At 71.5% G+C, this 24,041-nt stretch carries 19 protein-coding genes; 9 read left to right on the top strand and 10 right to left on the bottom strand.

Annotation, left to right across the window (positions count from 1 at the left end):
* The first annotated feature begins 43 nt into the window (after positions 1 to 43).
* Positions 44 to 520, top strand: coding sequence for a hypothetical protein (locus ACFYOS_RS01235; RefSeq protein ID WP_387134639.1), 477 nt, complete (start codon positions 44 to 46; stop codon positions 518 to 520).
* A 175-nt stretch (positions 521 to 695) separates the two neighbouring features.
* Entirely contained in the window at positions 696 to 3,329 is a 2,634-nt protein-coding gene (locus ACFYOS_RS01230) for a glycosyl hydrolase (protein ID WP_387134636.1), read from the top strand.
* Between the two features lie 67 nt (positions 3,330 to 3,396).
* Here ACFYOS_RS01230 and ACFYOS_RS01225 read toward each other — a convergent pair whose 3' ends face one another.
* The 5 genes from ACFYOS_RS01225 to ACFYOS_RS01205 all read right to left on the bottom strand — a co-directional run bounded on the left by ACFYOS_RS01225 (position 3,397) and on the right by ACFYOS_RS01205 (position 9,222).
* Positions 3,397 to 4,425: an ABC transporter ATP-binding protein gene (locus ACFYOS_RS01225; protein ID WP_387134633.1), complete on the bottom strand. Its 1,029-nt coding sequence runs from the start codon at positions 4,423 to 4,425 to the stop codon at positions 3,397 to 3,399.
* Complete coding sequence (locus tag ACFYOS_RS01220) at positions 4,409 to 5,446, bottom strand: ABC transporter ATP-binding protein (protein WP_387134630.1); 1,038 nt, start codon at positions 5,444 to 5,446, stop codon at positions 4,409 to 4,411. The genes ACFYOS_RS01225 and ACFYOS_RS01220 overlap by 17 nt, the downstream gene beginning before the upstream one ends.
* 7 nt (positions 5,447 to 5,453) lie before the next feature.
* Positions 5,454 to 6,410, bottom strand: coding sequence for an ABC transporter permease (locus ACFYOS_RS01215; protein ID WP_387134627.1), 957 nt, complete (start codon positions 6,408 to 6,410; stop codon positions 5,454 to 5,456).
* A gap of 72 nt (positions 6,411 to 6,482) precedes the next feature.
* A complete protein-coding gene (locus ACFYOS_RS01210) occupies positions 6,483 to 7,421 on the bottom strand; it encodes an ABC transporter permease (RefSeq protein WP_387134625.1) in 939 nt (312 codons plus the stop codon).
* Positions 7,422 to 7,614: 193 nt separating this feature from the next.
* Complete coding sequence (locus tag ACFYOS_RS01205; protein WP_387134623.1) at positions 7,615 to 9,222, bottom strand: ABC transporter substrate-binding protein; 1,608 nt, start codon at positions 9,220 to 9,222, stop codon at positions 7,615 to 7,617.
* A gap of 414 nt (positions 9,223 to 9,636) precedes the next feature.
* On the opposite strand from ACFYOS_RS01205, the gene ACFYOS_RS01200 reads away from it, so the two are divergent.
* Both ACFYOS_RS01200 and ACFYOS_RS01195 read left to right on the top strand, forming a co-directional pair.
* Positions 9,637 to 10,500 carry a bifunctional methylenetetrahydrofolate dehydrogenase/methenyltetrahydrofolate cyclohydrolase gene (locus ACFYOS_RS01200; protein WP_387134620.1) on the top strand — a complete coding sequence of 288 codons (864 nt, stop codon included), beginning with the start codon at positions 9,637 to 9,639 and terminating at the stop codon, positions 10,498 to 10,500.
* Positions 10,501 to 10,599: 99 nt separating this feature from the next.
* Positions 10,600 to 11,550, top strand: a complete 951-nt coding sequence (locus tag ACFYOS_RS01195; protein WP_387134617.1) for a malate dehydrogenase — start codon at positions 10,600 to 10,602, stop codon at positions 11,548 to 11,550.
* A gap of 28 nt (positions 11,551 to 11,578) precedes the next feature.
* Here the strand turns inward: ACFYOS_RS01195 and ACFYOS_RS01190 are convergent, their stop codons facing one another.
* Positions 11,579 to 12,403 carry an MBL fold metallo-hydrolase gene (locus tag ACFYOS_RS01190; protein ID WP_387134614.1) on the bottom strand — a complete coding sequence of 275 codons (825 nt, stop codon included), beginning with the start codon at positions 12,401 to 12,403 and terminating at the stop codon, positions 11,579 to 11,581.
* A gap of 134 nt (positions 12,404 to 12,537) precedes the next feature.
* On the opposite strand from ACFYOS_RS01190, the gene ACFYOS_RS01185 reads away from it, so the two are divergent.
* Positions 12,538 to 13,755 carry an NADP-dependent isocitrate dehydrogenase gene (locus tag ACFYOS_RS01185; protein WP_387134612.1) on the top strand — a complete coding sequence of 406 codons (1,218 nt, stop codon included), beginning with the start codon at positions 12,538 to 12,540 and terminating at the stop codon, positions 13,753 to 13,755.
* A gap of 278 nt (positions 13,756 to 14,033) precedes the next feature.
* On the opposite strand, the gene galT is transcribed toward ACFYOS_RS01185, so the two are convergent.
* From galT to cysC, 3 genes are all read right to left on the bottom strand, one after another.
* Positions 14,034 to 15,107, bottom strand: a complete 1,074-nt coding sequence (galT, locus tag ACFYOS_RS01180) for a galactose-1-phosphate uridylyltransferase (protein ID WP_387134609.1) — start codon at positions 15,105 to 15,107, stop codon at positions 14,034 to 14,036.
* Positions 15,104 to 15,892 carry a DeoR/GlpR family DNA-binding transcription regulator gene (locus tag ACFYOS_RS01175; protein WP_387134607.1) on the bottom strand — a complete coding sequence of 263 codons (789 nt, stop codon included), beginning with the start codon at positions 15,890 to 15,892 and terminating at the stop codon, positions 15,104 to 15,106. Before ACFYOS_RS01175 ends, galT begins: the two co-directional genes overlap by 4 nt.
* A 158-nt stretch (positions 15,893 to 16,050) precedes the next feature.
* A complete protein-coding gene (gene cysC / locus ACFYOS_RS01170; protein ID WP_387134603.1) occupies positions 16,051 to 17,580 on the bottom strand; it encodes an adenylyl-sulfate kinase in 1,530 nt (509 codons plus the stop codon).
* Positions 17,581 to 17,748: 168 nt separating this feature from the next.
* Here cysC and ACFYOS_RS01165 point away from each other — a divergent pair, with 168 nt between their 5' ends.
* Genes ACFYOS_RS01165 through ACFYOS_RS01150 form a run of 4 tightly spaced genes read left to right on the top strand, consistent with a single transcriptional unit; the run spans position 17,749 to position 21,207 of the window.
* Positions 17,749 to 18,663 (top strand): ABC transporter ATP-binding protein, encoded by a 915-nt coding sequence (locus ACFYOS_RS01165; protein WP_387134600.1) that lies wholly within the window; start codon positions 17,749 to 17,751, stop codon positions 18,661 to 18,663.
* Positions 18,656 to 19,537 (top strand): ABC transporter permease, encoded by an 882-nt coding sequence (locus tag ACFYOS_RS01160; RefSeq protein ID WP_387134597.1) that lies wholly within the window; start codon positions 18,656 to 18,658, stop codon positions 19,535 to 19,537. Before ACFYOS_RS01165 ends, ACFYOS_RS01160 begins: the two co-directional genes overlap by 8 nt.
* Complete coding sequence (locus ACFYOS_RS01155; RefSeq protein ID WP_387134594.1) at positions 19,534 to 20,493, top strand: ABC transporter ATP-binding protein; 960 nt, start codon at positions 19,534 to 19,536, stop codon at positions 20,491 to 20,493. The genes ACFYOS_RS01160 and ACFYOS_RS01155 overlap by 4 nt, the downstream gene beginning before the upstream one ends.
* 3 nt (positions 20,494 to 20,496) lie before the next feature.
* Complete coding sequence (locus tag ACFYOS_RS01150) at positions 20,497 to 21,207, top strand: ABC transporter permease (protein ID WP_387134591.1); 711 nt, start codon at positions 20,497 to 20,499, stop codon at positions 21,205 to 21,207.
* A gap of 176 nt (positions 21,208 to 21,383) precedes the next feature.
* On the opposite strand, the gene valS is transcribed toward ACFYOS_RS01150, so the two are convergent.
* On the bottom strand, positions 21,384 to 23,948 hold the full coding sequence (gene valS, locus ACFYOS_RS01145; RefSeq protein ID WP_387134589.1) for a valine--tRNA ligase: 2,565 nt from the start codon (positions 23,946 to 23,948) through the stop codon (positions 21,384 to 21,386).
* Positions 23,949 to 24,041 lie beyond the last annotated feature (93 nt).

The following is a 24,041-nucleotide window of genomic DNA, read 5'->3' as shown; positions in this document are numbered from 1 at the left end:
CGCCGCCCGCCCGAGCAGCCCCCTCATCCCGGCAGGTTTGCCCATGCGCGTACTCGACCGGCTGACTGCCGTCGTCGTCGCGTTGGCGTTCGTCCTGACCGGCCTGGGGATGCCCGCCTGCGGGGAGACCCCTGAGCCCGGCGCGGTGGTCACCGCCGCGCACCGGTCGATCGTCCACGACGGCCCGTCCGTTCTTCCTCCGGACGGATGGTCCGTCGACGCAACGGTCACCACGCCGGGCCGTCCCGCCCCGCCCTCCGGCGACCCCCGAGTCGTTGGCGCGCGCCTCACGCATCCCGACGCTCCGTCGGAGCTGTGGACGGAACTCTCCGGCGGACCCTGCGGTGACCACCGCGCCGGCGTCGTCACCGACGGACCGGACGATCTCCTCCCGGCCGCGCCCCTGCGCGTCGGCGGCGCCCCGCGATCGGTGGTCGCCTCGACCCGCTACCGGGAGCCGGCCGTACCGCTGCCGCCGCGCGGCAGCCTGCCCAGCCGGGCCCCACCGGCCCTGGCCTGACCCTTCCCGTACCGCCGCCCGCCGGGTGTGACTTGCCCGGGCGCTGCGCCGGCTGAGGGTCGACTGCGGACGATGTCAGTCCGATCGCAAAGCGCCATGTGGTGCCATCCGTCACCCCATGGTTTCCCCACCCGGGCCACCCTGCCCGGGGACCCCTTGAATCCGGAGGATTCGCATGTCCAAGTCCCGCTGGCGCAAGCCGGCGACAATCGCGGGCGCGCTGGTGCTCACCGCCGCGCTCGGTGGCGTGGTCGCCACCAACCACGAGGTACAGGAGAAGCTGGGCCTGGCCGACGAGCCCGGCGCCAACATGCCCTGGCACCCCAGGGAGTTCATGGAGATGGCGGCCGGCGAGTCGTCCGAGGAGGCCGGCGAGGAGGCCTTCGAGGCGCGCACCATCGCCGAGCAGTTCGCCCAGGCCCGCTACGCCCCGGGCATCGTCTCGCCGGGTGCGTACTCGAACGCGCTGAGCCAGCTCAACGGGCTGGCCGCCACCAAGGGCAGCTGGCGCGAGGTCACCAAGATCAAGTACGACGGCGACGACCCGCGCTACCGCGACTACGCGTCCAACTCCTCCGGGGGTGCCGGCCTGGTCACCGGCCGGATGACGGGCCTGGCCGCGGACAACAGCGGTTACGTGTACGCGGCCGGCGCGGACGGTGGCGTGTGGCGTTCCTCGACCGGCGGCGGGAGCTGGACGCCGATCGCGGACGCGCTGCCCACCCTCTCCAGCGGCGACGTCGTGCTCGCCACCGACGGCTCGCTCTGGTACGCCACCGGCGAGGCGAACACCGGTGCCACCTCGTACGTGGGTGCCGGCGTCTACCGGCTGGCGAACCCGAAGTCCGGCGCGTTCAAGACGACCGACCGGGTCGGCGGGACCGAGCTGGAGAGCACGGTCATCAACAAGCTGCGGTTCTTCGACGGCAAGGTCTGGGCCGCCACCAACCGGGGCCTGTACTCGCACGCGATGGGCAGCAGCTCCGGCGCCTGGAAGCTGGAGTTCACGCCGAACCCGAGCTACCTGCCCGGTGGCGCGAACGCGGGTAACGCGAACGCCGCGTACAAGAACATCGTCAACGACGTGGCGGGAGACCCGCACAACCCGAAGCACGTGGTGGTCGCCTCGGCCTGGCGCTCCGGTGACACCTACAACGGCTTCTACGAGACCGCCGACTACACCGCTGGCGGCTGGGCGAAGGTCAACCCGACCGGCGCCATCCCGGCGAACGACATCGGCTACGTGACGTTCGCCTTCTCCGCCGACGGCGGCAAGCTCTATGCGATCAACCAGTCGCCGAGCCAGCTGAACAAGCCGGTCGGCAACGTGAACAGCTACCTGGACGGCATCTACGTCTCCAACACCGGCAACCCGGCCGGCCCGTGGAACAAGATCGCCGACTCGTCGAAGCTGGGCAACTCCGGCTCGGCCCTCAAGCAGACCGTGATCGGCAAGGGCTACGGCCCCGGCATCCAGGCTTGGTACAACCAGTTCCTGGCGGTGGACCCGGCCAACCCGAACCACCTCTGGGCCGGTCTGGAGGAGGTCTACGAGTCGACCGACGCCGGCGCGACCTGGAAGACCGTGGGTCCGTACTGGAACTTCGGCTTCTCCTGCTGGAGCATCTACGACGCCCAGAACAAGTGCAACAAGACCACCCACTCCGACCAGCACTCGGTGGCGGTCGGCAACGGGTTCGTGTACGTCGGGAACGACGGTGGTGTGTACCGCCGGCCGATCAACGGCAAGACCGACAAGGACGGGCACGCGACTGACTGGCAGAGCCTGAACGACGGCACCATCGACGCCCTGCAGTACTACTCGGTCTCGGTGGGCAAGGACCCAGCGAAGGCCGGCACCATCGTCTCCGGTGGTCTGCAGGACAACGGCACCTCGATCCTGCGCCCCGACGACACGGTGATGGGTTCGCACTTCGGCGGTGACGGCGGCGACTCGCAGGCCGACCCGGCGAACGGCTGCCGGCAGGTCCAGGAGTACACCAACCTGGCCATGCGGGTGACCGAGAACTGCAACGCCAACACCGGCTCCGGCACGCTGGCGGACTCCACCTCGCGGGACATCCGGCCGTACACCAACGCGCCGGGTGACGAGCCGGCCCGGTTCATCGCGCCGTTCGCGCCGGACGACCACGACGCCAACGTCTGGGTCGCCGGTGGCCAGCACGTCTGGGTGAACACCAAGGGCTACTCGATCCAGGACGGCAAGGGTTGGACCAGCGCGTTCAACCTGGGCGCCGGCCACACCGCCACCTCCGTGGCGGTTTCCGGCGGCATGGCGTACGTCGGCTGGTGCGGGCCGTGCAACAACGCCGGGTTCGCCCGGGGTGTCGCGGTCGGCAAGGTCAACGACCCGTCGAGCTGGCACCAGCTCACCCTGCCGGGTGACTTCCCGAACCGGTTCGTGCAGGGCGTCGGGATCGACCCGGCGAACGGCGCGCACGCCTTCCTCGCGGTCAACGGGTTCTCCCGCCGGTTCACCGAGGGTCCCGGCGCCGGCTTCGGTCACGTCTTCGAGACCACCGACGCGGGCGCGACCTGGAAGGACGTCTCGGCGAACCTGCCGGACGTGCCGGCCAGCTCGATCAAGGAACTGTCCAACGGCGCGCTGGTGCTCGCCACCGACCTGGCCACGTTCTACCGCGCGCCCGGCGCCACCGACTGGCAGCGGCTCGGCGCCGGCCTGCCGCTGACCGTCGGCATGGACGTCGAGTACAACGCGGTCGACAACTCGGTCTACGTCGCGACCCACGGCCGCGGCATCTGGGCGTTCGACCTCGCCCAGCTCTGAGGCGTCGTCCGGACCGGACGGCAGGAGGCCCCGTCCCGCCCGGGACGGGGCCTCCGTCGTGCCCTGGTCAGGCGGCGGGGCGTACCTCGGCGAAGTGGCAGGCCGAGGGGTGCGGGTCCGCCGCCCGCAGCACCGTGTGGGGCTCCTGGGTGGCGCAGACGTCCTGCGCCTTCCAGCAGCGGGTGCGGAACCGGCAGCCGGACGGCGGGTCGGCCGGGCTCGGCACGTCGCCGGTGAGCCGGATGATGTTCCGGTCCTGCCGGGCGTCCGGGTCGGGCACGGGCACCGCCGACAGCAGCGCCTGGGTGTACGGGTGGGTGGCCCGCTCGTAGATCTCCTCTTCGGTGCCGATCTCCACGATCCGGCCCAGGTACATCACCGCGACCCGGTCCGAGATGTGCCGGACCACCGACAGGTCGTGCGCGATGAAGATGTACGACAGCCCGAACTCGTCCTGGAGCTGCTCCAGCAGGTTGATCACCTGGGCCTGGATGGAGACGTCGAGGGCGGACACCGGCTCGTCGCAGACGATGATCTCGGGGCGCAGGGCGAGCGCCCGGGCGATGCCGATGCGCTGCCGCTGACCTCCGGAGAACTGGTGCGGGTAGCGGTTGATGTGCTCGGGGTTGAGCCCGACCACGTCCAGCAGTTCCTGCACCCGCCGCTGCTTGCTGCCCTTCGGGGCCGCCTCCGGGTGGATGTCGAACGGCTCGCCGATGATGTCGCCGACCGTCATCCGCGGGTTCAGCGAGGTGTACGGGTCCTGCATCACCATCTGCATGTTCCGGCGCAGCCGGCGCAGCTCCGCCCCGGAGGCCTTGAACAGGTTGTTGCCCTCCAGGGTGGCGCGGCCGGCGGTTGGCGTCTCCAGCCGCATGAGCAGCCGGGCCAGGGTGGACTTGCCGCAGCCGGACTCGCCGACCACGCCGAGCGTCTCGCCCCGGCGCAGCTCGAAGCTGACCCCGTCGACGGCCTTGACCGCGCCGGTCTGCTTCTTGAAGAGCACCCCCTGGCTGATCGGGTAGTGCTTGACCAGGTTGTCGACCGAGAGGATCGTCTCGCCGCGGACCTTGGTCGGGCTAGTGGGCGCTGTCATCACGGACCTCCTGCGCGAAATGGCATGCGCTGGTCCGGCCGTCGCCGAGGACCAGGTCGTGCGGCACCACGTCCACGCAGACCTGCTGCACGTACGGGCACCTGGGGTGGAACGGGCAGCCGGACGGGATCCGCATCAGGTTCGGCGGCAGCCCCTTGATCGTCGACAGCGCCTGCCCGCGCACGTCGAGCCGCGGGATCGACTCCAGCAGCCCCTTGGTGTACGGGTGGGCCGGCGCCCGGTACAGCGAGCGCACGTCGGCGTGCTCGACGATCCGGCCGGCGTACATGACGGCGATCCGGTCCGCGACGCCGGCGACCACGCCGAGGTCGTGGGTGATCAGGATCATCGCCATGTTCAGGTCGCGGCGCAGTTCGGCCAGCAGGTCCATGATCTGGGCCTGCACGGTGACGTCGAGTGCCGTGGTCGGCTCGTCGGCGATCAGCACTCGCGGGTTCAGGGCGAGCGCCATCGCGATCATCACGCGCTGGCGCATGCCGCCGGAGAACTGGTGCGGGTAGTCGCCGAGCCGCTTCGCCGCGGCCGGGATCCGGACCAGGTCCATCAGCTCGGCGGCCCGCCTGCGGGCGTCGGCGCGGGACATCCCCTCGCGCTGGCGCAGCGTCTCGCCGATCTGCCAGCCGACCGGGAAGACCGGGTTCAACGCGGAGAGCGCGTCCTGGAAGATCATCGCGATCTCCTTGCCGCGCACCTGCCGGCGCTGCTCCTCGGACTGGGTCAACAGGTCCCGGCCCTGGTAGAGGATCTGGCCGGTGCGGATGTGCGCCGGGGGAGTGTCCAGGATGCCCATGATCGCCTGGGCGGTCACCGACTTGCCGGAGCCGGACTCGCCGAGCACGGCCAGGGTCTCGCCCGGGTCGAGGTGGTAGGACACCCCGTTGATCACCTTGGCCACGCCCTCGTGGGTGCGGAACTCGATGTGCAGGTCCCGTACCTCGAGCAGGTGGCCGCCCGGCGGGGTGGGGGAGGCCGGCGTGGGCCGGACAGCGGACTGGGTCATGAGGTTCTCACCGCAGCTTCGGGTCGAAGGCGTCGCGGATCGCGTCGCCCAGCATGATGAAGGCCAGTACGGTCAGCGCGAGGAAGGCCGAGGGGACGATCAGCGGGGTCGCCGCTTCCCGCATGTGGATGCGGCCGGTGTCGATGTCCTGGCCCCAGGAGATGGTCGGGGCCTTCAGGCCGATGCCGAGGAAGCTCAGCGTCGCCTCGGCGGCGATGAACGAGCCGAGCGCGATGGTGAGCACCACGATCGCCGGGGCGAGCGCGTTCGGCAGGATGTGCCGCCACATGATCCGGCCGTTGCGGGCGCCGAGCATCCGGGCCGCGGCGACGTAGTCCTGCTCCTTGGCGGTGATCACCGAGGAGCGGACCACCCGGGCCGCGGTGGTCCAGCCGAGCACCGCCAGCACGAAGATCACCGCGAACAGCCGGACATTGTCGCTGCTGGTGCTCACCCGCTTGAGCAGCACGATTGCGGCGAGCAGCAGCGGGATGCCGAGCACGATGTCGATCACGCGGGAGAGCACCGCGTCCACCCAGCCGCCGAAGTAGCCGGCGAGCATGCCGACGACCAGCGCGATCACGCCGGTGGCCAGCGCGGCGAGAGCGCCCACCAGCAGTGAGGCCCGAGTGCCGTAGACCGCCCGGGCGTAGACGTCGCAGCCCTGGAAGTCGTACCCGAAGATGGCCCCGCCGGACGGCCCGGCGTGCTGCCGGGAGAGCAGGCAGTCACGCGGGTCGTTGGCGGTGAACAGCGACGGCACGACGGCCATCGCGGCGACCAGCACGACCAGGCCCAGGCTGATCCAGAAGATCGGGTTGCCGCGCAGGTCGCGCCAGGCGTCGCCGGCCAGGCTGCGCGGCTTCTGCGGCGCGCCGACCTGGTTGGGTGCGCCCGGCTCGCCGGAGACGCCCCGTCGCGCGGCCTGATTCTCCGTGGCCGCCACCGTTTCAAAGTCACTCATGACCGCACCTCGCTCCGCTCGGTGCGGCCACGAGCGACCGAGCACACTGCGTTGATGATTCGTTCGCTGCGCTCACTCATAGCGGATCCTCGGGTCGAGTACGGCGTACAGGACGTCCACCACCAGGTTGGAGATCAGGTAGACCACGACGAGCACGCTGACGATGCCCACCACCAGCGGGCCGTCCTCGGTGCGGATGCCGCGGAACAGGTTGAAGCCGACACCGGGGATGTTGAACACGCCCTCCGTGATGATCGCGCCGCTCATCAGGTTGCCCAGCTCGACGCCGAGGAAGGTGACCACCGGGATGAGCGAGTTGCGCAGCACGTGGACGCTGACGATGCGTCGCTTGACCAGGCCTTTCGACCGGGCGGTCCGGACATAGTCGGCGCGCAGGTTCTCCGCCACCGAGGTGCGGGTCAGCCGCAAGGCGGTGGCCAGCGACAGCGAGCCGAGCACGATGCCGGGCAGCAGCAGCGCGTAGAAGCTCGGTTGAGCCCCGGCGGTGGGCGGGAAGAGCTGCCACTTGACGCCGAGGAAGTACTGCGCGAGCGGTGCCAGGACGATGGTCGGGATGCCGAGCACCAGCAGGGTGAGCACCAGCGTCGAGTTGTCGAAGATGCTGGCCCGACGGATGCCGGCGATCACGCCGGCAGTGACGCCGAAGACGATGGCCACGGCGAGCGCGATGAGCGCCAGCTGCACGGTGATCGGCCAGGCCTGCTGAAGGATGTCGCCGATCTGGCGGCCGGTGAGCGACTGGCCCAGGTCGCCCTGGACCAGGTTCTTCACGTAGTCGAGGTAGCGATAGAAGAAGCCGCCCACGCCGGTCTGGTCCAGGTGGTACTTCTGCGTCAGGTATGCCCGCTGGGCCGCCGTCACCGGCCGCTCCCCGGCGAGGGCCTGGATCGGGTCGCCCTGCCCGGCGAACATCAGCGCGTAGACGATCAGCGTGGTCCCGAAGAACGCGAGGACCATCTGCAGGAGGCGCCGCAGGATGAAGCGGAACATGCTTGCCAGTCTCTCCGGAAAAGTGCGAAAGGGGCGCAGGATGACATCTCTGGCTGTACCGGAAAACCGGCGACCGGTGCCCTCCGGCCCGGTGGGGCCGGCGTAGAGACCGGCCCGGCGGGGTGCCAGCGGCTGGACCGCCGCGTGCCCCGGGCCACCCGGGTCGCCCCGGGTGGCCCGTGCCGCGGTCAGCTCAGCTGGCCGCCTCGATCTTGACGAGGTTGACCCGCTGGAACAGGTCCATCTGGACGTTCTTGACCTTGCTGGAGTGCCCGTACACGTTCTCGCCGAAGCGGAGCGGGATCACCGGCATGTCCTTGGCCAGGATGTCCTCGGCCTGCTGGTACTTCTTGATCGCCTCTTCCTGGGTGGGCGCGGCGGAGCCCTCCTTGACCAGGCGGTCGAACTCCGGGTTGCTGTAGCCGTAGTAGTTCGACGAACCGTTGGTGCTGTACAGCGGGCCGAGGTAGTCCTCCATGGACGGGTAGTCCATGACCCAGCCCATCCGGAACAGACCCACCGGCTGCTTCTTCTCGACCTTGGTCAGCAGGTCGGCGAACTTCGGCTCGGCCGAGCCGACGCAGTCGACGCCCAGGTTGGCCTTGAGCTGGTTGCAGGTCGCGTCGACCCAGTCCTTGTGACCGCCGTCCCCGTTGTAGGAGATGGTGATCTTCGACGGGCCGCCGGCGGCCTGGTAGAGCTTCTTGGCCTCGGTCGGGTTGAACTGACCCGCAGCACCCGTGGTGTTGTCCCGGTAGCCCGGCAGGACCGGCGAGACGAACGAGCGGGCCGACTGCTGCGAACCCTTGAAGATCGACTTGGTGATCTCGTCACGGTCGATCGCCATCGAGATCGCCTTGCGCACGTCCGGGTTGCTGTAGTCCTTCTCGAAGGTGGGGAAGGCCAGGAACTGGAACGACGACATCGGGCTGGTCTGGTAGCGGCCGCCCAGGTCGCTCGGCGCGGTGCTCAGGTTCTCGGTCGGGAGCGTCGGCAGCACGTCAAGGTTGTCCGACTGCAGGTCCGAGTACGCCGCGGTGAGCTGCTGGTAGACCCGGAACTCGATGTCCTTCACCTTGGGCTTCTCGCCCGGGTACGCGTCGTAGCGCTCGACGTCAATCTTGGCGTCGTGCTGCCAGGTGCCCTTCATCTTGAACGGACCCTGGCCGATCGGCGCCTGCTCGTACGAGTCGTTGAGCACGCCCGGCGCGGAGAACGCGGCCTTCGGCAGCGGGTAGAACGCGGTGTAGCCGAGCATGGACTCGAAGTCGATGTACGGCTCGGCGAGCGTCACCTGGAAGCTCAGATCGTCCAGCTTCTTCAGGCCGGACATCGTCTTGGCCTTCGGCTTGTCACCCTGCAGGTCCTGGTAGCCCGCGATCTTCTCGAAGAAGTAGCTGGCGCCCTGGCCGTTGGGCGCGTACGCGCCGTAGTTCCAGGCGTTGATGTAGTCGTCGGACGTGACCTTCTCGCCGTTGTGGAAGGTGAACCCGTCCTTGAGCTTGATCGTCCAGACCTTGTTGTTGTCGGACGGCGTCACCGACTGGGCCGCGACCTCGTACGGCTTGTTCTGCGCGTCGTAGTCGACGAGCGGGCTGAACAGGCCGGCGAGCACCTGCGAGCCGGACGTTTCGGTGGTGTTGGTCGGAACCAGGTGCTGCGGCTCGGAAATCTGGATGCTGACCGCCGCATCCTGGCCGCTGCCGCTCGATCCGCCGTTCCCGCCGTTGCCGCAGGCCGTCAGGCCCAGCGTCACCACGAGCGGGAGGGCGGCCCAGGCGGCGAGTCTACGAACTCGCATGGGAGTCTCCTCATCTCCTCACAGTGCGCAGTCAGGCCCGACGCTGGGTAACGCTGCGCAACGCTCGGTAACGGTAGGTCGGCGGTCAGGCTTCGACAACGAAGCCGTTGCGAAGCGATAACGGAGCGGGGTCGGCCACCTTGTCGACGGCCGCCCGCCGTGGTACTGCGACGCGATGTAGTTCCTGCTCAGTCGGGGTTGTTGCCTGGCGCTTTGCGGCACCCGTCGGGCCTTTTCGTCCCGTCCCTGCCCGCCTTGGCCAGCTGCCGGGTCTGGCTGGTTTCCGATCGCCTGTCCGAGCCGGGGAGTGGAAAAGACCACAAGAAGTAACTGTGAGTGACAATGGCCACGTAACAGATCGTGAGCGTTTGGCGTCATCGGCCCGCCGGTTCGGCGCCGTGAGACGATCTGGTAGTGACGGCGACGATCCTGGACGGCAAGGCGACCGCGGCGGAGCTCAAGGATGAGCTGCGGACCCGGGTCAAGGCGCTGGCGGAACGGGGCATCACTCCGGGACTCGGCACGGTCCTGGTCGGCGCCGACCCCGGCTCCCAGGCGTACGTCAACGGCAAGCACCGGGACTGTGCCGAGGTGGGCATCGCCTCGATCCGGCGTGAGCTGCCCGCGGACGCCAGCCAGGAGCAGCTCGACGCGGTCCTGACCGAGCTGAACGCCGACCCGGCGTGCCACGGCTACATCGTCCAGCTGCCGCTGCCGGCCCACCTGGACACTCAGCGGGCGCTGGAGATGATCGACCCGGCCAAGGACGCCGACGGCCTGCACCCGGTCAACCTGGGCCGGCTGGTGCTCGGCTACGACGCCCCGCTGCCGTGCACCCCGCGGGGCATCGTCGAGCTGCTGCGCCGGCACGACGTGGCGCTGCGCGGCGCCAAGGTGGCGCTGATCGGCCGCGGCAACACCGTGGGCCGGCCGCTCGGGCTGCTGCTCACCCGGCGCAGCGAGAACGCCACGGTGACCCTCTGCCACACCGGCACGCTGGACCTCGCCGCGCACACCCGCGAGGCGGACATCGTGATCGTGGCGGCCGGGGTGCCGGGCCTGCTCACCGCCGACATGGTCACGCCGGGCGCGACCGTGGTCGACGTGGGCATCACCCGGGTGATCGGCGCCGACGGCAAGGGCCGCTACACCGGCGACGTCGACCCGGAGGTGGCCGAGGTGGCGGGCAAGCTGGTGCCGATGCCGGGCGGGGTCGGCCCGATGACCCGGGCCATGCTGCTGACCAACGTGGTGGAGCGCGCGGAGCAGCAGGTCTGACCACCCAAGCACGTCATAACCGTCCGCCCCTGGCCCGATCGGTGCCAGGATGGCTGATACGGTCCGGAAAACCGACTGGTATCAGGGAGTGGGACGACCATGGGTAAGAAGGTCACTGTCGTCGGGGCCGGCTTCTACGGCTCCACCACCGCGCAGCGCCTGGCCGAGTACGACGTCTTCGACACCGTCGTGATCACCGACATCGTGGAGGGCAAGCCGGCGGGTCTCGCGCTGGACCTCAACCAGTCGCGCGCCGTCGAGGGCTTCGAGACCAAGGTCGTCGGCGTCACCACCGGCCCGAACGGCGAGGGCTACGAGGCCATCGAGGGCTCGGACGTCGTCGTCATCACCGCCGGCCTGCCCCGCAAGCCCGGCATGAGCCGGATGGACCTCCTCGAGACCAACGCCAAGATCGTTCGTCAGGTCTCCGAGAACGTCGCCAAGTACGCGCCGAACGCCGTCGTCATCGTCGTCTCCAACCCGCTCGACGAGATGACCGCGCTGGCCCAGCTGGCCACCCAGTTCCCGAAGAACCGGGTGCTCGGCCAGGCCGGCATGCTCGACAGCGCCCGGTTCACCAACTTCGTTGCCGAGGCGCTGAACGTGCCGGTGAAGTCGGTGAAGACGCTGACCCTGGGCTCGCACGGCGACACCATGGTCCCGGTCCCGTCGAAGAGCACTGTGGACGGCAAGCCGCTGCGCGACGTCATGCCGGCCCAGCAGATCGAGGAGCTGGTCGTCAAGACCCGGAACGGTGGCGCCGAGGTCGTGGCGCTGCTGAAGACCGGCTCGGCGTACTACGCGCCGTCGGCCGCCGCCGCCCGGATGGCCAAGGCGGTCGCCGAGGACTCCGGCGAGATCATGCCGGTCTGCGCCTGGGTCGACGGCGATTACGGCATCTCCGGCGTCTACCTCGGCGTCGAGGCCGAGATCGGCCGCGAGGGCATCCGGCGGATCGTCGAGACCGACCTGGACGCCGACGAGCTGGCCAGCCTCAAGGCGGCTGCCGAGGCCGTCCGCGCCAAGCAGGCCGACGTCGCCAACATGTGACAGGACCTCCCGAAAGGGCGGGCCCGGCTCACGCCGGACCCGCCCTTTTCGCGTCCCAACCACCCTCAACCGGGGTGAAGGGATGGCCGAGGTGAGGGGTGGCCAAGGTGGCGCCGCCCTGGGTGGCCAGGGTGTGCAGCAGGGTTGTGCGGGTGGTGCGGGCCCGGGCCAGGTCCTCCTCGTGGGCGTAGGCCAGGGTCGGGTCGACCAGTTGCACTGCGTGGACCAGCAGGTCGCCGGTGACCAGGAGACGGTCGTCGCCGGAGTCGATCAGCACCGACTGGTGACCCGGGGTGTGGCCCGGGGTGCTCAGCACGCGTACCCCGGGGGCCAGGGTGGTGTCGCCGTCGACCACCCGGAGCTGGCCGGCGGCGCGCAACGGCCCCAGCAGCCGGGCCGGCAGCTCGGGGTGAAACCGGTCCAGCGCGTCCAGCTCGGCCTGTTGCAGCAGGTGGTCCGCGTGGGGGAAGAGCGGGCCCGCCCAGCCGACGTGGTCGCTGTGCAGGTGGGTGAGCACGACGGTCCGCACGACCGCCGGGTCGATGCCGGCGGCGGACAGCTCCTCGGGGAGTCGCCCGGGCACCGGCGCCCAGCTCGCCGCGAGGGCGTCGGCCGGGCCGATCCCGGCGTCGACCAGGGTCACCGGCCCGTCCCCGGTGCGCAGCGCGAAGCAGCGGAACGGCAGCCACCACCGGCCGTCCGGGGTGACGGTTGCCGGGTCCCGCCGGTCCGCCTCCCGCCACTGCGCCGGGGTGGCGTCCGGGAACGCCTCCTCGCGGGGCTGGAAGAAGGGACCCGCCCCGTCGACCAGGGCGGTGACCGTGATAGACCCGACCGTGTGAGTCAGCGGCATCCGGGAAGGATGTCACCGCGGCCCGTCAAAGGCGACCCCGTGTCCGGCGGGGTGAGGCCGGCTGGGGAGCCCCGGGCAGTTTCCAGTACGCTCGTACTGCTTGAGCACGTGTCCCCCGAGAGGAGCGCCGGCCGATGGCGAAGATCAAGGTAAACAACCCGGTCGTGGAAATCGACGGCGACGAGATGACCCGGATCATCTGGAAGCAGATCCGGGAGCAGCTGATCCTGCCCTACCTCGACGTCGACCTGCACTACTACGACCTGTCGATCCAGCACCGCGACGCCACCGACGACCAGGTCACCGTCGACGCCGCCAACGCCATCAAGGAGCACGGCGTCGGCGTCAAGTGCGCCACCATCACCCCGGACGAGGCCCGGGTGGAGGAGTTCGGCCTGAAGAAGATGTGGCGGTCGCCGAACGGCACCATCCGCAACATCCTCGGCGGCGTGGTCTTCCGCGAGCCGATCATCATGTCGAACGTGCCGCGGCTCGTCCCCGGCTGGACCAAGCCGATCATCATCGGCCGGCACGCGCACGGCGACCAGTACAAGGCCACCGACTTCGTCGTCCCCGGCCCGGGCACGGTGACCATCACCTACACCCCGGCCGACGGCGGCGCGCCCATGGAGATGGAGGTCGCCAACTTCCCCGGCGGCGGCATCGCCATGGGCATGTACAACTTCGACGAGTCGATCCGGGACTTCGCCCGCGCCTCGTTCCGGTACGGCCTGGACCGCGGCTACCCGGTCTACCTGTCCACCAAGAACACCATCCTCAAGGCGTACGACGGCCGGTTCAAGGACATCTTCGCCGAGGTGTTCGAGAACGAGTTCAAGTCGGAGTTCGAGGCCGCCGGCATCACCTACGAGCACCGGCTGATCGACGACATGGTCGCCGCCGCGCTCAAGTGGGAGGGCGGCTACGTCTGGGCCTGCAAGAACTACGACGGTGACGTGCAGTCCGACACCGTCGCGCAGGGCTTCGGCTCGCTCGGCCTGATGACCTCCGTGCTGCTCTCCCCGGACGGCCGCACCGTCGAGGCCGAGGCCGCGCACGGCACCGTCACCCGGCACTACCGGCAGTGGCAGAAGGGCGAGAAGACCTCGACCAACCCGATCGCCTCGATCTACGCCTGGACCCGGGGCCTGGCCCACCGGGGCAAGCTGGACGGCACCCCGGCGGTCACCGAGTTCGCCAACACCCTGGAGCAGGTCATCGTCTCCACCGTCGAGGGCGGCCAGATGACCAAGGACCTCGCGCTGCTCATCTCGCGGGACGCCCCGTGGCTGACCACCGACGAGTTCATGAACGCGCTCGACGAGAACCTGGCCCGCAAGCTCGCGGCCTGATCGTCCCCGTCGCACCGGAGCCCGTCGGCCGTCGGCCGGCGGGCTCCGTCGGGTGCGGCACCGTCACCGCCGGTGGCGCGTCTCGTTGTACCGGGTGGACGCGATGCCAGTCCCGTCCAGGAAGGTTGACCGCGGTCGCCTCGTGGCACGAGTGCCGATCAGCCAGCCTTCCCGGCTGTCGCACACAGCCAGCCGTCCCTTCCCTGCGGGGGGCCCTGTCCCGGGCCCCCCGCGCCCTGTTGTGCGGAGTTCCGGGGCGTTGGGAGGGGTCCTTCCTCTCAGGCGGCGCGGAGCAGTTCCGCCGCCCGCTCGGGCGCGATGTCGTTGATGAACACGCCCATCGCCGACTCTGAGCCGGCCAGGTACTTCAGCTTGTCCTTGGCCCGCCGGATGCTGAACAGCTGCAGGTGCAGGTGCCCCAGCTCGCGGTCGACCCGGACCGGCGCCTGATGCCAGGCCGCGATGTACGGCATCGGCAGGTCGAACAGCCCGTCGAAGCGGAGCAGCACGTCCAGGTAGAGCGGGCCGAAGGCGTCCCGCTCGGCGTCGTCCAGCGCCGGGATGTCCGGCACCCGCCGGTGCGGGGCGACGTGCACCTCGAACGGCCAGCGCGCCGCCGCCGGGACGTACGCCGTCCAGTGCTCGTTCGCCGCCACCACCCGGTCCCCGGCGGCGCGCTCGGCGGCGAGCACGTCCGCGTACAGGTTGCCGCCGGTGCGGTCGGCGTGCCGGCGGGCGGCGGCCAGCATGGTGCGGGTCCGCGGCGTGACGAACGGGTAGGCGTAGATCTGGCCGTGCGGGTGGTGCAGGGTCACCCCGATCTCCACGCCCCGGTTCTCGAACGGGAAGACCTGCTCGACGCCGGGCAGCGCGGCCAGCGCGGTGGTCCGGTCGGCGAGGGCGTCCAGGACCGTCCGGACCCGGTGTGGCGGGAGGCCGGCGAACGAGGCGTTGTGGTCGTCCGTGAAGCAGACCACCTCGCACCGGCCGTGCCCCGGGCGGACCGGGGTGAACGGGGTGATCTCGGCCGGCTCCTCGGCGACCCGCTGGCTCAGCGAAGGGAAGCGGTTCTCGAAGACGGCCACGTCGTAGTCGGGGGCCGGGATCTCGCTGAGCCGGCCGTCCCGGGACGGGCAGAGCGGGCATTCGTCAGCCGGAGGCAGGAAGGTCCGGGTCTGGCGGTGCACCGCCACCGCTACCCACTCGTCGGTGAGCGGGTCGTACCGGAGCTGGGAGGCGGGTGGCGGCGGGGGCAGCTCCCGCCGGTCCGGCTGGTCGCGGACCGCGTCGTCCCGCTCGTCGAAGTAGATCAACTCGCGGCCGTCGGCCAGCTCGATCTGCGTACGCTTCACTCCGCCCCCTCCGTGGCCGGCACGATCACCAGCTCGCCCACCCGGTCCTCGAGCACCCGTCGTGCGTCCGGCGCCATCCGGTCGTCGGTGACCAGCACGTCCGCCTGGTCCAGGCCGACGATCGAGGAGATGCCGACCGTGCCCCACTTGGTGTGGTCGGCGAGCACGACCAGCCGGTCGGCGGCCGCGACGAGGGCCCGGTCGGTGTCCGCTTCCATCAGGTTCGGCGTGGTGAACCCGGCCCGCTCGCTGATCCCGTGCACGCCAAGGAAGAGCAGGTCCAGGTGGAGCGTGCCGAGCGCCGCCACGGCCAGCGGGCCGACCAGCGCGTCCGAGGGGGTACGCACCCCGCCGGTCAGCACCACGGTCTGGTCCGGCCGGCCGGCGACGTGCAGGGTCTCGGCCACCGGCAGCGAGTTCGTCACCACGGTCAGCCCCGGCACGGCGACCAGGTGGCGGGCCAGTTCGGCGGTGGTCGTACCGGCCGAGAGGGCGATGGCCGCGCCGGGGCGGACCAGCCGCGCCGCCCGGGCGGCGATGGCCGCCTTCTCGGCGGACTGGCGGACCGACTTGGCGTGGAAGCCGGGTTCGTCGGTCGAACCGGGGCCGGCGAGGGTGGCCCCGCCGTGCACCTTGGCCAGCAGCCCCTGTTCGTGCAGCGTCTCCAGGTCGCGCCGGATGGTCATGTCGGAGACGCCGAACTCGGCGGCGAGCTGGGTGACCCGTACCCCTCCGGCGGCGCGGACCCGTTCCAGGATGGCCGCCTGCCGCTGCCGCGCCAGCACCCGCCGTCACCTCCGGTTCCCGCGACCACGTGTCCACGTGGTCGAACGCGTTCCAACAAAGATGAACACTAGCGCGCAGCAGCGCACGGCGGAAGGAAGGGTACGCAAACGCGAACCGCCGCCGTCCCGGTCCGGACGGCGGCGGTCGGCGGCAGGGATCAGGCGGACTGGAGGCGGGATTCCACCCAGCCGGTCTCGGTCAGGTGCTCCATCACCCGCTGCACCGCCTCCTCGACCGTCAGGTCCGTGGTGTCCACCACCAGGTCCGCGTCGGTCGGCTCCTCGTACGGGTCGTCGATGCCGGTCAGCCCGGTCAGCAGGCCGGCCCGGGCGCGGGCGTAGAGACCCTTGCGGTCGCGCTGCTCGCAGACCTCCAGCGGCGTCGCGACGTGGACCAGCAGGAAGCCCGCCCCGGCGGCGTGCGCCATCTCCCGGGCGGTGGCCCGGGCGGCCGCGTACGGGGCGATCGGGCAGCAGATGCCGACGCCCCGGTGCCGGGCGATCTCGGCGGCCACCCAGCCGATCCGGCGCACGTTGGCGTCCCGGTCGGTCTTGCTGAAGCCCAGCCCGGCGGAGAGTTCCCGGCGCACCACGTCCCCGTCGAGCAGGGTGATGGTGCGGTCGCCGCCCTCACGCAGCAGGTCGGCGAGGCCGCGGGCGATGGTCGACTTGCCGGAGCCGGAGAGGCCGGTCAGGAAGACCACCAGGCCCCGGTGCCGGCGCGGCGGGCGGGCCCGGGCCAGTTCCTTGGCCACCGCCGGCGGGGTGTGCCACTCGGGCAGCGGGAAGCCCCGGTCCAGCAGGTCGTCGATCTCCTCCTGGCTGAGCGCCAGCCGCCGGTTGCGCGGCGGGATGTCCTCCCGCCAACGCCACTGCCCGTCCCGGTTGTCGTACGCCAGCTCCCGGGGCACCAGCACCCGCAGACCGGCTCCGGAGAGCATGCCCTCGGTGGAGAGCAGGTGGGTCACCCCGTACGCCGCGGCGACCCGGGCCCGCAGCAGGGCGTCGCTGATCTCATCGCGCCGCCGGGCCAGCGGCACCGCCACCAGGGTGGCCGGGGGCATCCGATCCCGGGCGGCGAACACGCTGCGGACCAGCGCCTCGGCCGGCACCCCGCCGATCGCCTCCTCGCCCACCGGGATCAGCACGAGCAGGTGCGCGCCGAGGGTGCGGGCGGCGTGGGCGATCTGCGCGAGCTGCGGCCGGTGCAGTGGACGGTCGGCGAAGACACCGAGCACCCGCCCCGGGGGCAGCAGCGCCCGGATCTCCTCCGGGTCGCGGCGCAGCCGCTGGAACGGCCCGTGGCCCCCGTCGCCAAGCGGGCGGACCGTGCCGCCCACACCGACCACGCCCTCGCGGACCGGCCAGACGTCGGTCACGTCCATCGCGGCCACCGGGGCGCCCTCGCCGTCGGTGAGCACCAGCGCCCGGCGCAGCGGGTCGTCCAGCTCCAGCCCGTCGGCCAGCGGTGCCGGCACCTGGAGGGTCACCGGCACCGGCCACGGCGTGCCGTCGGCGAGCCGGCCGCGCCGGCTCAGCGAGGCCAGGTCGGCGCGGGTCATGAAGCCGGTCAGCGGGGCGTACGCCCCGGTCAGCAGCAACTCCAGATCAGCCAGCTCAGCGGCACGGAGCGCATACGTCGGCGCGTCCCGCAACACGTCCTCGGGCAGCACCCACCCGTTGCTCATCGAACCCCCAACTTCACCGGCCAGCCCACAGTTTCTCAGCCCACCGGCGATCGGTCGAGAGCGCCACTCGTTCCCGGCCGTCACCGGACCCCCGTCCGGGCGGAATCAGGGGCAACCCCGAGCGTTTCCCGGTGCCGGATCCGCCCCCGCCTTCCTACCCTGGACATCGTGACACTGCTCGCGACCGAGTCGCTGACCAAGACGTACGGAGGTCGGGTCACCGCGTTGACCGACCTCACCGTGTCGGTCGAGCCGGGGATCATCGGGCTGGTCGGCGCGAACGGCGCCGGCAAGTCCACTCTGATCAAGATCCTGCTGGGCCTGCTCGCGCCGACCAGTGGCCGGGTCTCCGTGCTCGGCCTCGACCCCATCACCGACCCGGCGGCGGTCCGCGCCCGGGTGGGCTACATGCCCGAACACGACGCCCTGCCGCCCGACCTCTCCGCCGCCGAGCTGGTCACCCACCTGGGCCGGATGAGCGGACTGCCGCGCACGGTCGCCCGGGAGCGGGCCTCCGAGGCGCTGCGCCACGTCGGCCTGCACGAGGAGCGGCACCGGGCCGTCGGTGGCTACTCCACCGGCATGAAGCAGCGGGTGAAGCTCGCCCAGGCCCTGGTGCACGACCCCGACCTGCTGCTGCTCGACGAGCCGACCAACGGCCTCGACCCGGCCGGGCGGGACGCCATGCTGGCCCTCATCCACCGGATCGGCACCGAGTTCGGCATCTCCGTGCTGGTCTGCTCGCACCTGCTCGGCGAGGTGGAGCGGATCTGCGACACCCTGGTCGCCATCGACGGCGGGCGGCTGCTCCGCGCCGATCGGATCGCCGCGATGACCTCGGCCACCGACGTGCTGGCCGTCGAGGTCAGCGAGGGCACGGACGACCTCGCCGCCCGGCTCGCTGGGTTCGGCCTGCCGGTGTCCCGGGAGGGGCGGCTGCTGCTCGTCCCGCTCGCCGACGACGCCACCTACGACCTGATTCTCGGCGCGGTCGCCGAGCTGGACCTGCCGCTGCACCGGCTGGACCAGCGGCGGCACCGGGTGGCCGAACTCTTCGCCACGAGGGAGCCCAGCCATGCCTGAGCCGACCGGCGTCATCCACGACATCGGATATCAGCGCTACACCGGCCCCCGACTGGGCCGCCGGCACGTCCTCGGCGCGCTCTACGTGCACGGGATGCGCACCGCCTTCGGGCTGGGTCGGTCCGCCAAGGCGAAGATCTTCCCGTGGCTGGTGGTCGGCATCGTGGTGGTGGTGGCCGCCGGGCTGACCGCGGTCCGCAGCCAGACCGGCCAGGTCGTCATGACGTACGCCCAGTTCGCCGACGCGATGAGCTGGCTGGTCATCTTCTTCGTCGCGGTGGTCGGGCCCGAGTTGGTCTCCCGCGACCTGCGCAGCGGCGTGCTGCCGCTCTACTTCTCCCGGCCGCTGCCCCGCGGCGACTACGCGCTGGCCAAGCTCGGCGCGCTGGTCTCCGCGCTCTGGCTGCTGCTCGGCGCGCCGCAGCTGGTGATGTTCCTCGGTGCCGCGTTCACCACCGACGACGGCATGCGCGGGGTGTGGAACGAACTCGGCGATCTGCTCCCCGGCCTGCTCTACGCGGCCCTGTGGGCGGTGGTGTTCGCCTCGGTCGGGCTGCTCATCGCCTCGCTGACCGGCAAGCGGGCCTTCGCCGCCGGCGGCATCGTGGCCGCGTTCCTGATGACCACGCCGATCGTCGGCACCCTGTCGATCATGCCGTCCCGGACGGTCAACGAGCTGGCGATGCTCGCCTCGCCGTCCACCCTGGTCCAGGGCGTCGGCCTGTGGACCCTGGGCGACCTGCTGGCCCCCGGCGCGGCCGCGGACCGGATGATCGGTGACTTCGGGCCGGTCTACCTGGCCGCCGCCGGGCTGCTGGTCGCCGGTTGCGTCGCCCTGCTGCTGCTGCGATACCGGAAGGTGGCCGCCCGATGACCACGATCAGTGCGGGCCCGCAGGCACCGGCCCCCACCACGCCCGCGTCCACCCTCGACCTCGCCGGGGTCTCCCGCTGGTACGGCAACGTGGTAGCGGTCAACGACGTCACCATGCGGCTCGGGCCCGGCGTGACCGGGCTGCTCGGCCCGAACGGCGCCGGGAAGACCACCCTGCTGCACATGATGGCCGGCTTCCTCGCCCCGTCCCGGGGCGCGGTCACCCTCGACGGCGAGCCGACCTGGCGCAACCCCGGCGTCTACCGCCGGCTGGGCCTGGTCAGCGAGCGGGAGGCGGTGCACACCTTCCTCACCGCGTACGAGTTCGTGCTGGCCAGCGCCAAGCTGCACCGGCTGTCCGACCCGGAGGCGGCGGCCCGCCGGGCGATCGACCTGGTCGAGATGGCGGACGCGCAGGACCGGCGGATCGGCACCTACTCCAAGGGCATGCGGCAGCGCACCCGGGTGGCCGCGTCCCTGGTCCACGACCCGCAGGTGCTGCTGCTCGACGAGCCGTTCAACGGGATGGACCCGCGGCAGCGGCTGCACATGATGGCCCTGCTGCACCGCCTCGGCGACGCCGGCCGGACCATCCTGTTCAGCTCGCACATCCTGGAGGAGGTCGAGCAGGTCTCCGGCACCGTGCAGGTGATGGTCGCCGGCCGGCTGGCCGCCTCCGGCGACTACCGGACCATCCGCCGGCTGATGACCCACCGGCCGCACGTCTTCCTGGTCCGCTCCACCGACGACCGGGCCCTCGCGGTCGCGCTGATCGCCGAGGAGTCGGTGACCGGGGTGGAGTTGGGCCGCAACGGGCTCACGGTCCGGGCCGGCGACTACGGCGCCTTCACCCGGGCGCTGCCGAAGATCGCGCTGGCCCGGGGCGTCCGGGTCCGGTCGCTGACGCCCGAGGACGAATCCCTGGAGAGCGTCTTCTCCTACCTGGTGGGGAGCTGACCCATGTCGACGGTTACCTGGATCACCGCGCGCGGACTCTTCGGCCGGCGCCGGTTCCTGCTGCTGCTCCCGCTGCCCGCGCTGCTGCTGGCGCTCGCGATCATCTCCCGCTCGCTCGGCGTCGACCCCGGCCAGTGGGGGCCGCCGGTGCTGGTCGGGCTCGGGCTGGCCGTGGTGCTGCCGGTCGTGGCACTCATCGTCGGCACCGGGGTGCTGGGCGCCGAGATCGACGACGGCACGGTGGTGCACATCCTCACCAAGCCGCTGCCGCGCTGGCAGATCGTGCTGCCCAAGCTGGCGGTGGCCACCGGGGTCAGCGCCGCCACCGTCGCCGTCCCGCTCTACGTCGCGGGCGTGCTCGCTGATTCGGTACGCCTCGGACTGGCGCTCGCCGCCGCGTCGGCGCTGGGCGCGCTGGCGTACTCGGCGCTGTTCCTGGCGCTCAGCCTGGTCACCCGGCGGCCGGTCCTGCTCGGCCTGGTCTACGTGCTGATCTGGGAGGGGCTGCTCGGCCGGTTCGTGGACGGCACGAAGGTGCTCTCCATCCAGCAGTGGGTGATCGCCCTCACCGACCGGATGGCCCCCACCGACCTGCTCGGCACCACCGTCTCGGTCCCGGTCGCCGCCGTCATGACCGTCCTCGTGGCGGTCGCCGCCACGGTGCTGGCCATCGACCGCCTCCGCTCGTTCTCCGTGGCCGGCGAAACGAGCTGAGCCGCGTCGGCCGCCGCCCCTCCCTCCCCGGGGCGGCGGCCGCCCGCCCGCCGACGCCGTAGACGTCCCGGGCGGGCCGCCGTCCGCGCCACCGAGGCCGCCAATTCACGGAAATAGTGGCCTCGGCGGCGCGGATGGCCACTATTTCCGGGACATTGCGCGGGTCGTGGGTGGGGTCAGAAGGCGCAGGCGATGACGAGTTCGGGGGCGCGGTCGGGGAGCAGGTCGAGCTTGGCGATCCGGCCCGCCGCCCGGAGGTCGTCGGCGACCAGGGTGAGCCGGTCGAGGACGGCGGCGGGGCCGAGTGCCTCGGCCAGCGGCACGTCCGCCTTCATCGACAGCTTCCGCTCCGACTTGGCCCGGCGCACCTGGCCCAGCGCGTCGGCGGCCAGCCGCAGCAGCTCCGGGTCGCCCGGTCCCTGCACGGCCCGACCCACCTCGTACGTGGTGGGCCACGGTGCGCGGTGCACCGAGCCGTACCGCCACCAGGACCAGACCTCCTCGGTGACGAAGGGCAGCACCGGGGCGAAGAGACGCAGCTGCACCGACAGCGCGGTGGCCAGGGCCGCCCGGGCCGAGTCGGCCCCCGGTCCGGAGCCGTAGGCGCGCTCCTTCACCAGCTCGATGTAGTCGTCGCAGAACCGCCAGAAGAACGCCTCCGTCGCCATCAGGGCGGCGGTGTGGTCGTACTCGTCGAAGGCGGCCGTCGCCGCCCCGACCACGCCGGAGAGTTCGGCGAGCATGGCGGTGTCGAGCGGCTCGGTCGCCGGGGCGCGCAACGCGTCGGCGGCGCCCAGCCCGAGGGCGAACTTCGACGCGTTGAGCAGCTTGGTGGCGAGCCGACGGCCCACCTTGATCTGCGCCGGGTCGAAGGCAAGGTCCATGCCGGGCTTGCCGCTGGCCGCCCAGTACCGGACCGCGTCCGAGCCGTGCTGCTCCAGCAGCCCCATCGGGGTGACCACGTTCCCCTTGGACTTGGACATCTTCTTCCGGTCCGGGTCGAGGATCCAGCCGGAGAGCACCGCGTCCCGCCAGGGCAGCACGCCGTGCTCCAAGTGGGCCCGGACGATCGTGTCGAAGAGCCAGGTCCGGATGATCTCCTGCCCCTGCGGGCGCAGGTCCATCGGGAAGACCCGGCGGAACAGCTCCGGGTCGGTCTCCCAACCGCCGACGATCTGCGGGGTCAGCGACGAGGTGGCCCAGGTGTCCAGCACGTCCGGGTCGCCGACGAACCCGCCCGACAGGCCGCGCTGCGCCTCCTCGTAGCCCGGCGGCGGCTCGCTGGTCGGGTCGACCGGGAGCAGTGGCTCGTCCGGTGTGAGAGGCTGGGACCAGTCCGGCTCGCCAGCGTCGTCGAGCCGGTACCACACCGGCACCGGCACACCGAAGAAGCGTTGCCGGCTGACCAACCAGTCCCCGGTCAGGCCGCCCACCCAGTTCTCGTAGCGGTGCCGCATGTGCTCCGGCACCCAGCGCAGCTCCCGGCCCCGGGCCAGCAGCTCCTCCCGCAGGCGGACGTCCCGGCCGCCGTTGCGCAGGTACCACTGCCGGGTCGACACGATCTCCAGTGGCCGGTCGCCGCGCTCGTAGAACTTCACCGGATGGGTGATCGGGCGCGGCTCGCCCACCAGGTCGCCGGCGTCGGCCAGCAGCTGCACGATCGTGCGGCGGGCGCCGTTCACGGTCTGCCCGGCCAGCGCCGCGTACGGCTCGGCGGGCACGCCGGCCGGCGGCTCGGGCAGCAGCCGGCCGTCCCGGCCGATCACCACCCGGGTGTCCAGTTGCAGCTCCCGCCACCAGGTCACATCGGTCAGGTCACCGAAGGTGCAGACCATCGCGATGCCCGTGCCCTTCGCCGGGTCCGCGAGCGGGTGCGCGCGCACCGGCACCTCGACCCCGAAGACCGGGGTACGCACGGACGTGCCGACCAGGTCCGCGTACCGCTCGTCGTCCGGGTGGCAGACCAGCGCCACGCAGGCCGGCAGCAGTTCCGGCCGGGTGGTGTCGATCAGCACCTCGCGCCCGTCCGGCCCGTGGAAGCGCAGCCGGTGGTAGGCGCCCGGCCGTTCCCGGTCCTCCAGCTCGGCCTGGGCCACCGCGGTGGCGAACCCGACGTCCCAGAGCGTCGGCGCCTCCGCCTGGTAGGCCTCGCCCCGGGCCAGGTTGCGCAGGAACGCCCGCTGGCTGGTCGCCCGGGCCACCCGCCCGATCGTGGTGTACGTCAGCGACCAGTCCACCGACAGCCCGAGCCGCCGCCAGAGCGTCTCGAAGATCTTCTCGTCCTCCACGGTGAGCAGCTCGCACAGCTCGATGAAGTTGCGCCGGGAGATCGGCACCGGATCCTTCCGGGCCGCCTCGCTCACCGGGCCGGCCGGCGGCCGCCAGTCCGGGTCGTACGGCAGCGCCAGGTCTGGGCGCACCCCGTACACGTTCTGCACCCGCCGTTCGGTCGGGAGGCCGTTGTCGTCCCAGCCCATCGGGTAGAACACCGTCCGGCCGCGCATCCGCTGGAACCGGGCCACGGTGTCGGTGTGCGTGTACGAGAAGACGTGTCCCATGTGCAGCTCGCCGGATACGGTCGGCGGCGGGGTGTCGATCGCGTACACGTCCGGCCGCTCGCTGGCGCGGTCGAACGCGTACGTGCCCTCCTCCTGCCAGCGGCGCGCCCAGGTCTCCTCGATGCCGTCCAGGGTCGGACGCTCGGGGACGCCGGCGCGGGCCGTCCTCGCCGTATCGGTCATCAGCCGATCGTAGGCAGCTGGCCCGGATGACTCCACGTCTTTCGCCAGCCGCGTCGGCCTGCGGCCGCCGGTGCCGCGGCTACCGTCGACCCG

It is taken from the genome of Micromonospora sp. NPDC005806 (assembly GCF_042871425.1).
Taxonomy (GTDB): domain Bacteria; phylum Actinomycetota; class Actinomycetes; order Mycobacteriales; family Micromonosporaceae; genus Micromonospora.
This window is presented reverse-complemented; position numbering and strand designations above follow the sequence as displayed.